Here is a 14,308-nt window from a genome sequence, read left to right on the forward strand (position 1 = left end):
CGTCCTCGGGCACCAAGGGCGGCATGGCGAAGACGACTTCTTTTTCCTGTTCGGCCTGTGGTGCCACCCATTCCCGCTGGTCCGGGCGGTGCGACAGTTGCGGCGAATGGAACACGATTGCGCAGGATGTCCCCATTTCGGCTGGCCCTGCAAAAAAATCCCTCGGCGGCAAACGTGGCCAGCCCATCGCACTCACGGACCTGTCGACCGAGGAAACACCCCCGCCCCGCACACTCTGCGGGGTTGATGAACTGGACCGCGTTCTGGGTGGTGGGCTTGTTCCGGCCTCGGCCTTGCTGGTGGGCGGAGACCCCGGAATCGGCAAATCCACTCTGCTGCTGCAGGCCGCCGCCCGCTTCTCGCGTGCTGGCGTCAAAACCATCTATGTGTCCGGCGAGGAAGCCAGCGCACAGGTACGGATGCGCGCGCGTCGTTTGGGGCTTGAAGACGCACCGGTGCAACTGGCTGCCGAAACAAACCTGCGCAACATCCTGACCACGCTCGAGGCTGAAAAGCCCGGCCTTGCCATTATCGACTCGATTCAGACCATGTGGGCAGACAATGTCGACAGCGCCCCCGGCTCGGTGTCACAAGTAAGGGCCGCAGCGCATGAATTGACCACGTTTGCGAAACGACACGGCATCTCGATCATCATGGTCGGCCATGTCACCAAAGAGGGTCAAATCGCGGGTCCTCGGGTCGTCGAACACATGGTCGATACGGTGCTGTATTTTGAGGGCGAGCGCGGCCACCAGTTCCGCATCCTGCGCGCGGTCAAGAACCGCTTTGGCCCTGCCGACGAGATTGGCGTGTTCGAGATGACGGGAAAAGGACTTGCGCAGGTCACGAACCCCTCGGCCTTGTTCCTGTCCGAACGCGGCGCCCCCAGCCCCGGTTCGGCTGTTTTTGCAGGTATCGAGGGCACGCGACCGGTTCTGGTTGAATTACAGGCACTTGTCGCGCCTTCCCCACATTCTCAGCCGCGCCGTACCGTAGTGGGTTGGGACAGCGGACGGTTGGCCATGATCCTGGCGGTGCTTGAAGCGCGGTGCGGCGTGCCCTTCACCGGGCTTGACGTATACCTCAACGTGGCCGGTGGCCTGAAGGTCAGCGAACCCGCGGCCGACCTTGCAGTCGCTGCCGCGTTGCTCAGCGCGCGCGAGGACTCTGCCTTGCCTGCAGATACAGTCGTATTCGGAGAAATCTCATTATCCGGGGCACTTAGACCGGCACCTCAAACCGAAAATAGGTTGAAAGAAGCCCAAAAACTTGGTTTCACATCAGCCATAGCTCCGGCGGGTGGCAAAACGGGTACTGTGGCAGGTCTGACACTCACCCGACCCTCTGATTTGGTTGGGTTTGTTGGCGAAACCTTCGGAGCAGGTTAAGGTAACGCCTTAAGAGGCTGAAAAAAATACAGGCGAGGGCCATGGAAGGTTTTACAATTATTGACGGGGTGGTAGCCCTGATCGTCGTGGTGTCAGGTCTGCTGGCCTATTCGCGCGGCCTTTTGCGTGAGGTTTTGGCGATTGCGGGATGGGTCGCAGCCGCCGTTGTCGCCTTTATTTTCGCTCCACAAGTCGTACCGCTGGTGAAAGAAATTCCAGTGGTCGGGGACTTCCTGCGCGACAGTTGCGAACTGTCGGTGATTACCGGTTTTGCCGCTGTATTTGCAGTTGCCCTGATTGTGGTCAGTATCTTTGCCCCGCTGTTTTCGTCGGTCGTGCAACGCTCGGCGCTGGGTGGGCTGGATCAGGCTCTTGGCTTTTTCTTCGGTATCGCGCGTGGGCTTCTTCTGGTTGCCATCGCGTTCTTTGTCTACGACACGGTCATGACAGGCCAGTCTTATACCATCGTCGACGAAAGCCGTTCGGCGAAGGTATTTGAACAATTCAGCGACAAGATCGAAGAACAAAATCCCGAGGCGGCCCTTGGTTGGGTGACACAGCAATACGAAGAACTGGTAGCAAGCTGCACCGACAGCGCCGCACCGGTCGAAGGCTCTGCACCCACCGAAGACACGACGGCCCCGGCCACAACCGAATAAACGAAAGCCCGGTGAAAGCCGGGCTTTTTTCTTCGGCTATTATGGCAAATTCAGTTGAACCCTTCACCCGCGCACACGGTACAGCGGATGCTCTTTAGACCGAAGCAGCCGTCGCAGCGGCTCAAAATTGGCTTCCCGAAAACATCGCGACTTTTAACGATCTCACCGGCCCCGTTGCAGATCTGACAAGGCGCGCGCCCCATGCCGCGACAGCGGTGACACCGGCGCCTAGCCGGTTCCTCCTTCTTTTGCCCTTGTTTGTGCTGCCACATGCCTGAAACTCTCTAAAAAATTTGCATTATCAAACAATCATTTTTATCGAATTGACAGCACAAGCCGCACCAGATGACACCTTTTCACGCGCATTGTGGCAAAATCCACCTGCGTCAAATCGCAAGTGTGATCCTTTGATGACACCGGCAGCGATAGGCATTATGTGAGTGCCGAACTGACATGGAATCGGAGCCACCGATCTTGCTGTATCTGTCTTTTTTCGCGCCTGCCCGTTACAACGATGGCGCGTACGACTCGTCGCCCGGACGAGCCGCCCGGCGCACAGATGCTAACATGCGAATGTTCCAACCTTCGTCGCAAATCAAAACGTCATAGAAATTGGAGCCCGTACATGTGTGGGATTTTGGGGATCGCAAGCAGAACGCATGATGTGTTTGCGGAAATCTATGACGGGCTGCTGATGTTGCAGCACCGGGGTCAGGACGCCTCGGGGATCGTCACATATACCGGAGAATTCTTTCGCGAGAAAAAGGCCAACGGTCTGGTCAAAGATGTGTTCAATTCCAAGGACGCCGAAACGCTGATGGGGAAAGTTGGCATCGGCCACGTCCGTTATCCGACAGCCGGGTCACTCAGCGCGGCGGAAGCACAGCCGTTTTTCGTGAACGCGCCCTACGGGATCTATTTGGTTCACAACGGCAATATCACCAACACCGCGCAACAGCGCGAGAAGGTCACGGGTAAATACAGCCGCCATCTGCGCACCACGTCGGATTCGGAAATCCTTTTGAACGTGATGGCCGACAAGGTTGCTGACGCGATCAAGGTCAACGGCAACGCCGATCCGATCCGAAACATCTTTGCCGGTGTGAAGATGACGATGGAGCGTGTTCAGGGTGCTTATTCCGTCATTTGCCTGATCGCAGGCGTCGGGATGTTGGCGTTTCGGGACCCTCATGGCATCCGCCCTCTGTCTGTCGCGATCCGCGAAACCGAAGGTGACGGCGACGACTATGCCTTTGCCTCGGAAGACGTGGCATTTGGCATCAACGGGTTCAACAAGATGCGTGACCTTCGCCCGGGCGAAGCGATCCTGATCGATCTTGATGGCAACATGCACGAATTCCAGGCCGTCGAAGGCAAGCTGACGCCCTGTATCTTTGAATACGTGTACCTTGCGCGTCCGGATTCGCTGCTGGATGGCGTATCAGTCTACAAGACTCAGATGCGCATGGGGCAAACTCTGGCCAAGCAGATTCAGGATTCTGGGCTTGAGATTGACCGGATCATCCCGGTCCCTGACAGCGCCCGCCCTGTCGCGCTTGAGGCTGCCAAGATCACCGGCATCCCGTATCGCGAAGGTTTGGTGAAGAACCGTTATGTTGGTCGTACCTTCATCATGCCCGGTCAGGAAGAGCGCCAAAAATCCGTGCGCCGCAAGCTGAACGCCGTACCGCTGGAATTCGATGGGCATAATGTACTGCTGATCGACGACTCGATCGTGCGCGGCAATACGATCAAGAAAATCGTTCAGATGTGCCGTGAGGCTGGTGCGAAAAAGGTCTATATCGCCAGCGCCTCGCCTCCGGTGAAGTACCCCAACGTCTATGGGATCGACATGCCCACCAAGCATGAATTGATCGCCAACGGAAAAGAGATCGAGGAAATTCGGCAAGAGCTGGGTGCAGACGCCCTGTTCTACCAACATCTCGACGACCTGATCTGGGCGGCCAAGGAAGGCAACCCCGAGATCGAAGCATTCGACTGTTCATGCTTTGACGGGAAATATATCACCGGCAGCGTCAGCAAAGACTACTTGGATACGCTGGAAAACAGCACTCGGGTCAGCAAAAAGCGTGAGGACATGCAGGTGCCCGGAGGGTCGTGGAACGCGGCAAAGCTGGCCTCTGGTTAAGACCCACATCGCGAATCAGTTACGAAAATGGCCCGAATTGCTTAGGCGAACGGGCCTTTTTTTATGTTCGTCCGCTGACGGATTGGTCGATTTCCGCGCACAACCCTCTGGCGAAGGAAACGCGTTCGCAATGGGTTCGCCGGGCTGTCATATCATGTGACGGAACGGCCCGCCGACCACACCTTTTGTTCCGGTCGCGCGTTTGATAGCCCCCTGCCACCAGCTACTCAACACAAGGGGCTGGGGCCGTGCGCCCCGGTCGCAGTTCATGTCAAACGCCACCGTCACAAGCGCTGCCACGCAGAAGGGCGCGTTGAAGAAAAACTCTGTTTCCCTGCTTGGGGTCTTTGGCCCGAAAACCGATATGCGGGCGCTGGTGCGTTTGTCTTCGGGTCGCGTGAAAGAAGTCAAACTGGGCAGCCGTGTCTCCTCGGGCACTGTAGTCGCAATCGATGCTGAAGGTGTCATGCTGCGACAAAGCGGCCAAACCAAGCGGATCGCGATACCCGGCAGCTAATCCTGTCTTGACGCCTTGCGCGCAGAGGTTCAAACCGCGTGCATGACCGATCAGACCAAAATAACTCTAGTCACCGGGGCGTCTCGTGGGTTAGGCGCGGCCCTTGCCGAGGCACTGGCGCCCGAACACCACATCGTTGCCGTTGCCCGCACCACCGGCGGGCTTGAAGAACTGGACGACCGCATTCAGGCCAAAGGCGGATCAGCGACACTGGCCCCTATGGATATTGCCGATCCCAACGCGATGGCGACCCTGTGCAGGGGCATCCATGACCGCTGGGGCAAGGTGGACTTGTGGATACATACCGCCGTCCACACCTCGGCCCTGACGCCCGTTCATTTTGTAGATCCCAAAGAGTGGACTAAGGCCGCAAGCATCAACGCAACGGCGACGTCCATTTTGATCCCATACGTGGCGCCTTTGCTGGGTGAAACTGGACATGCCGTGTTTTTCGATGATCCAAAGGCAGGTCAGAAATTCTATGGCATTTACGGTGCGACCAAAGCGGCCCAGATCGCATTGGCGCGCAGTTGGGCCGCAGAGACCGAACGCACCGGACCGCGTGTGTCAATCGTTGAACCCGCACCTATGCCGACTGCCGTTCGCGCCAGATTCCATCCCGGAGAAGATCGCGAGGCGCTGACATCCACAGCAGACGAGGCAGCGCGGATTCTAGCCTTGCTTTAGGGATGGCCCGTTCCGGGCCATGCCTCCGGCGGGGATATTTTTAGCCAGATGAAGCGGGCGGATTACCCGATATGGGTTCCGTTTCGCCCCGCCAGATCAACAAAGAACTGCCACGCCACCCGGCCCGAGCGCGCACCGCGCGTAGCCTGCCATTCGATGGCTTCGGCACGCAGCGTATCGGGGTCTACGGTCACACTGTAAGCGGCACAGTACTGGTTGATCATTGCCAGGTACTCGTCCTGATCGCAGGGGTGAAAACCCAGCCACAGCCCAAACCGATCTGAGAGCGAGACCTTTTCCTCTACGGCTTCAGACGGGTTGATGGCGCTGGATCGTTCGTTTTCGATCATGTCCCGCGGCATCAGGTGGCGGCGGTTCGAGGTGGCGTAGAAGACGACGTTTTCCGGGCGGCCTTCTATACCACCATCCAGCACCGCCTTGAGCGATTTGTAGTGTTGGTCATCATGGCTGAAGGACAAGTCATCGCAGAAAAGGATGAACCGGTGCGGGGCGGCCCGCAGGTGGTTCAGCAGGCGCGCGACCGAACCCATATCCTCGCGCTGGAGCTCCACCAGTTTCAGGTTGGGGTGGTCGGATTGCAGGGTGCCGTGGACGGCCTTGACGAGGCTGGATTTACCCATCCCCCGCGCGCCCCACAGAAGTGCGTTGTTGGCTTTGAAACCCGCTGCAAAGCGCCGGGTGTTGTCCAGCAGTGTATCGCGGGACCGGTTGATCCCAACCAGCAGCTCCAGATCGACACGGTTGACCATGGTCACAGGCTCAAGCCGGTCGGGTTCGACGTGCCAGACAAAGGCCGGGGCCGCGCTGAAATCCGGCGCGTCCAAGGGTGCAGGGGCCATCCGCTCCAGAGCGTCAGCGATGCGGTTCAGGGCTTGGTCGTCCATGGGGGCCTCCGGTCTTGTCGTCGCGGTTTCAAACCATGTTCCGGTTTGCGCAACAAGGTCCAGAAAAGAAAAAGGCGCGCCAACCGGTAGCGCGCCTTATTTTTAGTTCAAAGAGCGGTTATTTTCCGTCTTCTTCGCGAATGATCTCGGCATCCGCCTCTTCTTCGTCATCGTAGTAGCCATCGGCACGCAGTTGCTCTTCGCGCTTTTTCTCGACGCGGGCGACGAGGAAGATCGAAATCTCATAAAGTCCGTAGACCACCACAAACAAGATGACCTGCGTGATCACGTCCGGCGGTGTCACCAGCGCCGCCAGCACCAGGATGGCGACGACGGCGTATTTGCGGACCGAGCCCAGACCTTCGGCCGTCACCAACCCGGCCTTGCCCATCAGGGTCAGCAGAACCGGCAGTTGGAAGCACAGGCCAAAGGCCACGATGAACTTGATCGTCAGGTTCAGATATTCCTGCGCCGAGCCTTGGAACACCACGCTCAGCGGGGCGGCGGTTGCGCCTTCGGTCACGGCCTCACCTTCGGCTCCGAACTGCTGGAAGCCCAGGAAGAAGTCATAGGCCAGCGGTGTGACCACGTAGAAGGCAAAGCTGGCACCCAGAAGGAACATGAAGGGCGAGGCCAGCATGAACGGCAGGAACGCGTTCTTTTCCGATTTATACAGCCCCGGAGCCACAAACCGCCACATCTGCATCCCGATATAGGGGAACGCCAGAATGAACCCGCCCAGAAGCGAGACTTTGATGGCCACAAAGAACCCTTCCTGCGGCGAGATGAAGATCAGCCCGCAATCCTGCCCGCGTTCAGCCAGAACGTCACATAACGGGCGCGTCAGGAAGTTAAAAAGAGGCGTGGCCACCGTAAAGCAGATGATCATCCCGATCAGAAACGCAACGACGCAGTGAATGAGCCGCGTGCGCAACTCCGCCAGATGCTCGATCAATGGGGCCGAGCTGTCCTCGATCTCGTCGGTCTTGGTCATGTCTTGCTTTCGGTGTTCAGCGCGGCTTCGGCTTCTTCCGCCTTGGTCAGAGCTTCGGCTGCTTCCCTAGCCTTACGTTCGGCCGCAGCACGCGCAGTCGAGGCCTGGATCTTCTTCGCCTGTTCCGCCCGTTCAGCCGCCAGTTTGCCGGTTTCACTGTCAGGGTCGAACTTGGTCGGATCCATGCTCTTGGCCATTTCCTGCGCGGCTTCTTTCACGCCGTCCATGGCCGTGCCAACCGGATTGGTTGCCGCGTTCAGCCCCTTCTTGATTTCATTGACACCGGCCTGGTCCGCAGCCTCATTCATCGCACTGCTGAATTCACGCGCCATACCACGCGCTTTGCCGACCCAGCGGCCAACATTGCGGAACAGCACAGGCAGGTCCTTTGGCCCCACAACGATCAGGGCCACGATGCCAATGACCAGAAGCTCGGTCCAGCCCAGATCAAACATCTGGTCTTATGCCTTGTCTTTGTCAGTCTCGGGCGTGACGTCCTTGGCCAGCTCGGACGCGTCCTGCTCCAACTCATCCGCGCCTTCCTTGACGCCCTTTTTGAACGAGGTGATGCCCTTGCCCACCTCACCCATAAGCGAGCTGATCTTGCCGCGGCCAAACAGCACTAGCACCACGACAGCAATCAGTAGAAGACCGGGAAGACCGATATTGTTGAGCATGTCATATCTCCTTGTACATCGACGCACTGCGTCGGGAATGTGATCTGAGTTCGTGTCTACGCCCGGATCCCGGCTCGCAAAAGTGAGACCTTGCTATTTGACCGCCAAAATTGACCGCCATACGCGATTTTTTGAGACTCGCAATTCTCAACTGACAGGTTTATGTCAGTTGATACTGGCTAGGTACAGACCATCGAAACTTGGTCAACGGAGACTCAAATGACCCATGTTGCAGAAATCGTCACCTTCAGCCTCGCCAATGGCACCACTCCGGCAGAGTTTGTAAAACTCAGCCAGGCATCCGAAAGCTTTGTCCGGTCTGCGCCCGGCTTCACCCACCGCCACCTGAGCCAGGGCGAGGATGGCCGCTGGACCGACTACGTGGTCTGGACGGATATGAAGGCGGCCAAAGACGCCGCCGCGCAGTTCCCGCAGCAAGACTTCTGCGCGGATCTGATGGCTGCGATCAACCCGGAAAGCATCCAGATGCGCCATGAGAACGTGCTATGGAACATGACCGCCTGATCGCGGTCGGACCGGCGTGTCATGCGCCGCACTGACCGCCTGTTCGACATCATCCAGATCCTGCGCGACGGCAAACTGCACCGCGCGCAGGACATCGCGGATCGGCTCGAGGTGTCGGTCCGCACGATCTATCGCGACATGGATACGCTGGTCGCCTCGGGCGTTCCGGTCGAAGGCGAACGCGGCGTGGGCTACATGGTGCGCGAACAGATCACCCTGCCCCCGTTGAACTTGACCCCTGCCGAGCTGGAGGCGCTGAACCTCGGCATGGCAATCGTAGCCGAAGCCGCCGACCCGGATCTGAAAGCTGCCGCCGAAACGCTGGCCGACAAGATCGACGCAGTGCTGCCGACACAGGTCGTGGCCGAGGCCGACACCTGGAAATTCGCCGTCTATCCCTTTGCCGATGCCGCGCGCGGGCTGGCGCATATGGCACCGATCCGGTCCGCTATTAAGTCACGCCAAAAACTACACTTGTCCTACCGTCGCATCGATGGCGTGCTGACAGACCGCACCATCCGCCCGCTCCATATGGAATATTGGGGCCGCGTCTGGACCCTGACGGCATGGTGCGAACTACGAGAGGGCTTCCGCGTCTTCCGCGTAGACCTGATCGAATCTGTCCACCCACTCCCAGAAATCTTCGCCGACGAACCCGGCAAAAGGCTCAGCGACTTCGATCCACACGCGTGATCCGCGCTTCATCTGGCCAAAAATATCCCCGCCGGAGGCATGGTCCGGAACGGACCATCCCTATTGCTTCAAGTAAGGTTCCGGATTGACGGCTTCAAACCCTTTACGAACCTCGAAATGGACATAGGCATTGTCGCCGCCGCGCAAGGCCGCGATTTTCTCGCCCCGGCGAACGCGATCACCTTTTTTCACCGTGATTTTTTCGACATTGGCATAAACGGTCAGCAGATCGTTCTTGTGCTTTACAACGATGATCGGCACCTGATCCGCGTCGGCTGTAATGGCCGCCACCGTTCCAGCCTCGGCCGCCTTCACGGACGCACCCGGCGCTGCGGCAATATCAATCCCTTCGTTCTTACCTTTCTTGTAAGCGCGAATAATCGTTCCGGTGACAGGCATTCCCAATACGGAATTGCTTTGGTTCGTCGGTGCCTCGGCTGTGACATCAGGTGCGGGCTCAGCAGGGGCGATAACTTCATCCGGCAACGGCTGAGTGGCACTTGGAGGCGTCGGTGTCGGTGACCCCTGCCCCGGCTGCGTGACATTGGTTGCAGGCTGGCTTGTCTGTTGCGGCGCAGGCTGGCTTTTGATCGGGATCAGCAAGAACTGCCCCTCGCGCACGGTAAAGTCCGAATCCAAACCGTTCCAGTCGGCAAGAGCGTCCACCGGCACGTCATAAAGCCGTGAGATCGTAAAGGCTGTTTCGCCCCGTTTAACCTTATGCCGGATCGGTTCGGGACCCGCAGGCGTTGGCGCCGGAGCAGGAGCCGCAGCAGGTTGTGCAGGCTCCAGAGTTGACGTCCGAACAGACCCATCCGTCGGCGCGTCGTCGATCGCGGTTCCGGCAATCGTGGCTATGTCCACTGTGCTCGCCGCCCCAACTGCTCGCGGCAGAGCGACGACTTCGCCATCACGCAGAGTGTCAGTCGGTTTGAGGCCGTTGAAGGTGGCAAGCTCGCCCTCAGGCAGACCGACCCGAGCGGCCACGTCCCTCACCGTGTCACCACGGCGCGCTATGGCGACTTGATACGTCGGGTACGTGATAACGCCCCGCGTGTCTGGCGCCGGTCGGTTCGTGGTCGCGGATTGCGCGGCGTCGGTGGTCGAAAATCCACCGACCTGCCCGCGCAGATCATAATCCAACGGGCCTTCACACCCGGCTAGAATTGCCAGAGCCGCGACCCCTGGTGCGCAGCGGCGTATCGCTGATTTGGAAACTGCTCTCATTTTACTGTCCTCAACACCTGCCCCTGTTGGCCGGGGTTCCGGTGCATATTGCAGAATATTCCTTTACGCCCCTTCTTTTCCCAGCCCCTCTAACAGGGGTACGAAACGAACGGGCAACAATTCGTCATAGTCCAGACCGGTCTCGGTGCGCCGCACGCGGATCAAGGTCTGAACCGCATCCGACTGCCCCACCGGCAAAACCATGATACCGCCGATTTTGAGCTGCGCCAAGAGCGGCCCCGGCGGGTCTTCGGCGGCGGCCGTAACAATAATACGATCAAACGGTGCTTGCTCGGGCAGGCCAAAAGACCCGTCAGACAGCATGGCCGTCACATTGGTCAGTCCGAGGTCTCGGAAAAGCTGACCCGTTTCCCTCACCAGACGCTTGTGGCGCTCGACAGTATAGACCCGGCGCGCCAGTTTCGACAGGATCGCCGCTTGGTAACCAGAGCCGGTCCCAATCTCCAGAACCGTGTCCCGTGGTCGAACCTCCAACGCCTGCGTCATCAGCCCAACGACCGAAGGCTGGCTGATTGTCTGGCCACAGGCAATCGGCAGCGGCGTGTCCTCATAGGCGCGTTCGGCGAAAAGACCCTTGACGAATTGCCCCCGGTCGATCTGCTCCATCGCGGCGAGAACGCGCGCATCAGTCACCCCGCGTGAACGCAGGGCAAACAGGAACTGCATGGTGGTTTCTGCGCTTGGTCCGGTCATTCGATTACCTTCAGCGCCTCCACCGCGTCATGTGCCGTCAAATCCGCCCGCATCGGCGTCACCGAAATATACCCGGCCAAGTTCACCGCTGCATCCGTCCCCGGCGCGGTTGGGTTGTGCTGATAGCCTCCCTTGATCCACAAAAAGCGCCGCCCCGACGGAGAGCTATGCGGTTCGACCGAGAAATGAGTATCCCGGCGGAACCCCTGTGGCGCAATCCGGGTGCCTAGCACTTCGTCCGCAGGAACCGGCGGGAAGTTCACGTTATAAAACAATCGATAGTCGCCCTGCTCTGCTGGCGATGCATCCAGAATTTTGCGTACAAGATCAGCCCCATACCGGGTTGCCGTTTCAAAGGGATCGTCCAGCCCAAGGTTGCGCGGGCCAAAATACTGGGACAACGCGATGGCGGGGATACCCTGCAACGCGGCCTCCATCGCGCCACCGACCGTTCCGGAATAAAGCGTGTTTTCAGCCGAGTTATTCCCACGGTTCACCCCCGACAAAACCAGATCGGGCGGTGCATCCTTCATCACATCATGCAGACCAGCAAGCACGCAATCAGCCGGAGAGCCCTCGGCCGCAAATCGGCGTTCGCCCAGCTTGGCCACCATCATCGGATGCGTGTAGCTTATGCAATGACCAACGCCTGATTGTTCAAACGCAGGCGCAACAACCCAGACCTCACCTTCTGGACCGGCAAGCTCGGCGGCAATCGCCTCCAGAGCGATCAGCCCCGGAGCATTAATTCCGTCATCGTTGGTCAGAAGAATACGCATATGCCCCATCCGTCCCTGCGTTTTTCCCTTGATAGACCTGCCCCCGCGCGGCGGCAAGCGAACCGCGCCCCCATTCTGAGGCTTTCGCGCACCACTTGTGTCAAAACTGCAAAGTCAGGTTCTATTTTGGAAAAACAAAACAGCGGTCACGACGAACCGTCAACCACATGACCCGCCCCGGATTTGGCACAAAAACATTGGGCACCGTCGCCTTGAGGATCGACCCGTCATGATCCATCCGAAATTCGACCAAACTCTCGTTGCCAAGAAACCGTGCACGCTCGACCACACCTCGGGCCGCAACGCCGTCAGTCGCAGTTGGAAGTGGACCTTTGCCGTTGCGGTCAAAATCCAGCCGCAGGTGTTGAGGCCGGAATACGATCTCGACATTCGTGCCATCCGGCACGCCCGGAGCAAGAAACTGACCAAACGGAGTGTCGGCCAACGCTCCATTAACTTGCGCGTTCAACACATTGACATCACTAAAGAAAGCGACCGCGGCCTTGTCAGCGGGGCGGGTATAGACGTTGTACGGCGCGCCTTGCTGAACAATCTTGCCTCTGCGCATCAGCGCGATTTCGTCGGCCATGCGCATCGCTTCTTCTGGTTCATGCGTAACCAGAACGACGGCCGCGTCCTCCTCTTTGAGGATCGCAAGCGTCTCGTCGCGGATACCGTCGCGAAGGCGGTTGTCGAGGCCTGAAAAAGGCTCGTCCATCAGCATGATCCGAGGGCGCGGCGCCAAGGCCCGCGCAAGCGCTACCCGCTGCTGCTCGCCGCCCGACAGGTGATGCGGATAGCTATCCATGAATCGCATCAGATCAACTTTGCGCAGAAGCTCTTCCACCCGCGTGCGTTTTTCGTCTCTGTGACCCTTCAACCCAAAAGCCACATTGTCCGCCACGCTTAGATGTGGGAACAACGCAAAGTCCTGAAACATAAGCCCGATCTCGCGACGTTCCGGGGGTACCCGAAAAACGGTATCGCAAATCAGCTTTCCATCGACGTAAATCTCGCCGGATTCTTGCATCTCGACCCCGGCAATCATGCGCAGCGTCGTCGACTTGCCGCATCCCGATGGTCCCAGCAGGCAAGTCACCTGCCCCGCTTGCACGGTCAAAGACACGTCATCCACAACAACCCGCCCCTCATACCGCGCGATCAGGTTGCGGATTTCCAGCCGTGGAGGAGTTGCGTCTACTGTCACCGATGGACCCCGTTGCCTTTCCCGATCAAAACCATCGGGCTTGGGCCGGGATAGCAACCCCGCCTCTTAGGTGCAAGAGATCAGCAGCACCCGCCTGACGGCGCTTCTGCGGTGGCTTCAAATGGGCTTTCGCCGCCACACCCTTCAAAAATGCCGTAATGGGTCGAGAAATCGCCGATGAAGTCGAAATGCCGGGCAAATCGCGTGTTTTTCAACATCATCCCTGTATTGCCGCACACCGGAAAGACCTTGCCGGTTTCAATTGCATGGTGGTCGTCCAGTTCAAACAGATGCGGAGCGTGAGGGATTGTGCCCTTGTAGATCACCGCCTGGCCGTAATCCTCGCAAGCGGGCTCCAGCTCTGGCAGTTTGAACAAACGATACGTTGCCGAGAGGAACTTCAACGGCGCAACGCGCGCCTCCAACACCGGGTTTTCAATGGTCAGCGGACGGTGGGTCACGCGGCGCGGGTCACCAAAGCCTGCCTTGCGCGAAATCGACAGGAAATCATTCCAATACAGCGCCCCGGACAGGCATTCGCCGTACAGAACCTCATCCTCGGCCATGGCTTGCGGCACGCGCCGGTCGGCGTAAACGTCCGAGAAATACATCTCGCCGCCTTCTTTCAGCAGACGGTGCGCCCCGCGTAAAACCGCCTCTTTGTCTGTGGCCAGATTGATCACGCAGTTCGAGACGATGATGTCGAACGAGCCCGGCTCAAGGTCCAGTTCGTCCAGCTTTTCGATATATCCATGATGGAATTCAACATTCGACGCGCCATGACCAAAGGCCTGTGCGTGAAAGTCCTGATGCGCGCGGGCGACGTCCAGTTGCTCGGGCGTCATGTCCACGCCAACCACGCGGCCTTTTTCGCCGACCATCGCGGACAGGGCGTACACGTCGCGCCCGGCCCCGCAGCCCAGATCGAGAATGCTCATCCCCTCAAGATCAAGCGGCGCGATCAACCCGCATCCATAGTAACGGGTCAGCACATCGTCATGAATTTGCGAAAGAATTTTCTTTACGTGATCCGGCATATCATCTGGCGTGCAACATGCGTTGGTCTGCAGGTCCGAACTGCCTTGCAAGACTTCGCCATAGTAGTTCTGCACCGACTCATGCTTCATCGTAAGGTTCCCCGTATTTCGCGTCTTAAACCTGCTAGTTCAGAGCGGTCTCAGGTGCAA

16 protein-coding genes are annotated in these 14,308 nt (G+C 58.6%); 7 read left to right on the forward strand and 9 right to left on the reverse strand.

What is annotated here, in order from left to right:
• Nucleotides 1-23: 23 nt before the first annotated feature.
• From radA to ACR0LH_RS01905, 5 genes are all read left to right on the forward strand, one after another.
• Nucleotides 24-1,388 (forward strand): DNA repair protein RadA, encoded by a 1,365-nt coding sequence (gene radA / locus ACR0LH_RS01885; RefSeq protein ID WP_480719905.1) that lies wholly within the window; start codon nt 24-26, stop codon nt 1,386-1,388.
• A 41-nt stretch (nt 1,389-1,429) separates the two neighbouring features.
• Entirely contained in the window at nt 1,430-2,047 is a 618-nt protein-coding gene (locus ACR0LH_RS01890) for a CvpA family protein (RefSeq protein WP_170481632.1), read from the forward strand.
• A gap of 625 nt (nt 2,048-2,672) precedes the next feature.
• On the forward strand, nt 2,673-4,196 hold the full coding sequence (gene purF, locus ACR0LH_RS01895; protein ID WP_170551584.1) for an amidophosphoribosyltransferase: 1,524 nt from the start codon (nt 2,673-2,675) through the stop codon (nt 4,194-4,196).
• Between the two features lie 268 nt (nt 4,197-4,464).
• Nucleotides 4,465-4,713, forward strand: a complete 249-nt coding sequence (locus tag ACR0LH_RS01900) for a hypothetical protein (RefSeq protein WP_170382986.1) — start codon at nt 4,465-4,467, stop codon at nt 4,711-4,713.
• Between the two features lie 42 nt (nt 4,714-4,755).
• The gene (locus ACR0LH_RS01905) at nt 4,756-5,400 is read left to right on the forward strand and encodes an SDR family NAD(P)-dependent oxidoreductase (RefSeq protein WP_480719434.1); all 645 of its coding nucleotides are present in this window, start codon (nt 4,756-4,758) and stop codon (nt 5,398-5,400) included.
• 62 nt (nt 5,401-5,462) lie between these two features.
• Here ACR0LH_RS01905 and ACR0LH_RS01910 read toward each other — a convergent pair whose 3' ends face one another.
• The 4 genes from ACR0LH_RS01910 to ACR0LH_RS01925 form a co-directional block, all read right to left on the reverse strand.
• Nucleotides 5,463-6,305 (reverse strand): ATP-binding protein, encoded by an 843-nt coding sequence (locus tag ACR0LH_RS01910; protein ID WP_480719436.1) that lies wholly within the window; start codon nt 6,303-6,305, stop codon nt 5,463-5,465.
• A 118-nt stretch (nt 6,306-6,423) separates the two neighbouring features.
• On the reverse strand, nt 6,424-7,299 hold the full coding sequence (gene tatC / locus ACR0LH_RS01915; protein ID WP_170567015.1) for a twin-arginine translocase subunit TatC: 876 nt from the start codon (nt 7,297-7,299) through the stop codon (nt 6,424-6,426).
• Entirely contained in the window at nt 7,296-7,754 is a 459-nt protein-coding gene (tatB, locus tag ACR0LH_RS01920) for a Sec-independent protein translocase protein TatB (RefSeq protein WP_480719438.1), read from the reverse strand. The genes tatC and tatB overlap by 4 nt, the downstream gene beginning before the upstream one ends.
• Before the next feature lie 6 nt (nt 7,755-7,760).
• A complete protein-coding gene (locus tag ACR0LH_RS01925) occupies nt 7,761-7,976 on the reverse strand; it encodes a twin-arginine translocase TatA/TatE family subunit (RefSeq protein WP_039531114.1) in 216 nt (71 codons plus the stop codon).
• Nucleotides 7,977-8,195: 219 nt separating this feature from the next.
• Here ACR0LH_RS01925 and ACR0LH_RS01930 point away from each other — a divergent pair, with 219 nt between their 5' ends.
• Together ACR0LH_RS01930 and ACR0LH_RS01935 are read left to right on the forward strand one after the other, a co-directional pair.
• Nucleotides 8,196-8,501: a hypothetical protein gene (locus ACR0LH_RS01930; RefSeq protein ID WP_170382975.1), complete on the forward strand. Its 306-nt coding sequence runs from the start codon at nt 8,196-8,198 to the stop codon at nt 8,499-8,501.
• Nucleotides 8,502-8,522: 21 nt separating this feature from the next.
• Nucleotides 8,523-9,194 (forward strand): helix-turn-helix transcriptional regulator, encoded by a 672-nt coding sequence (locus ACR0LH_RS01935; protein ID WP_170481613.1) that lies wholly within the window; start codon nt 8,523-8,525, stop codon nt 9,192-9,194.
• Nucleotides 9,195-9,254: 60 nt separating this feature from the next.
• On the opposite strand, the gene ACR0LH_RS01940 is transcribed toward ACR0LH_RS01935, so the two are convergent.
• The 5 genes from ACR0LH_RS01940 to ACR0LH_RS01960 form a co-directional block, all read right to left on the reverse strand.
• On the reverse strand, nt 9,255-10,421 hold the full coding sequence (locus tag ACR0LH_RS01940) for a peptidoglycan DD-metalloendopeptidase family protein (protein WP_480719440.1): 1,167 nt from the start codon (nt 10,419-10,421) through the stop codon (nt 9,255-9,257).
• A gap of 63 nt (nt 10,422-10,484) precedes the next feature.
• Nucleotides 10,485-11,135, reverse strand: coding sequence for a protein-L-isoaspartate(D-aspartate) O-methyltransferase (locus ACR0LH_RS01945; RefSeq protein WP_170382969.1), 651 nt, complete (start codon nt 11,133-11,135; stop codon nt 10,485-10,487).
• On the reverse strand, nt 11,132-11,914 hold the full coding sequence (gene surE, locus ACR0LH_RS01950) for a 5'/3'-nucleotidase SurE (protein ID WP_170382967.1): 783 nt from the start codon (nt 11,912-11,914) through the stop codon (nt 11,132-11,134). Before surE ends, ACR0LH_RS01945 begins: the two co-directional genes overlap by 4 nt.
• Before the next feature lie 121 nt (nt 11,915-12,035).
• Nucleotides 12,036-13,121, reverse strand: coding sequence for an ABC transporter ATP-binding protein (locus ACR0LH_RS01955; protein ID WP_170413533.1), 1,086 nt, complete (start codon nt 13,119-13,121; stop codon nt 12,036-12,038).
• 80 nt (nt 13,122-13,201) lie between these two features.
• A complete protein-coding gene (locus ACR0LH_RS01960) occupies nt 13,202-14,248 on the reverse strand; it encodes a methyltransferase domain-containing protein (RefSeq protein ID WP_480719443.1) in 1,047 nt (348 codons plus the stop codon).
• Nucleotides 14,249-14,308: the final 60 nt, after the last annotated feature.

The organism is Ruegeria sp. CL6 (assembly GCF_056536465.1).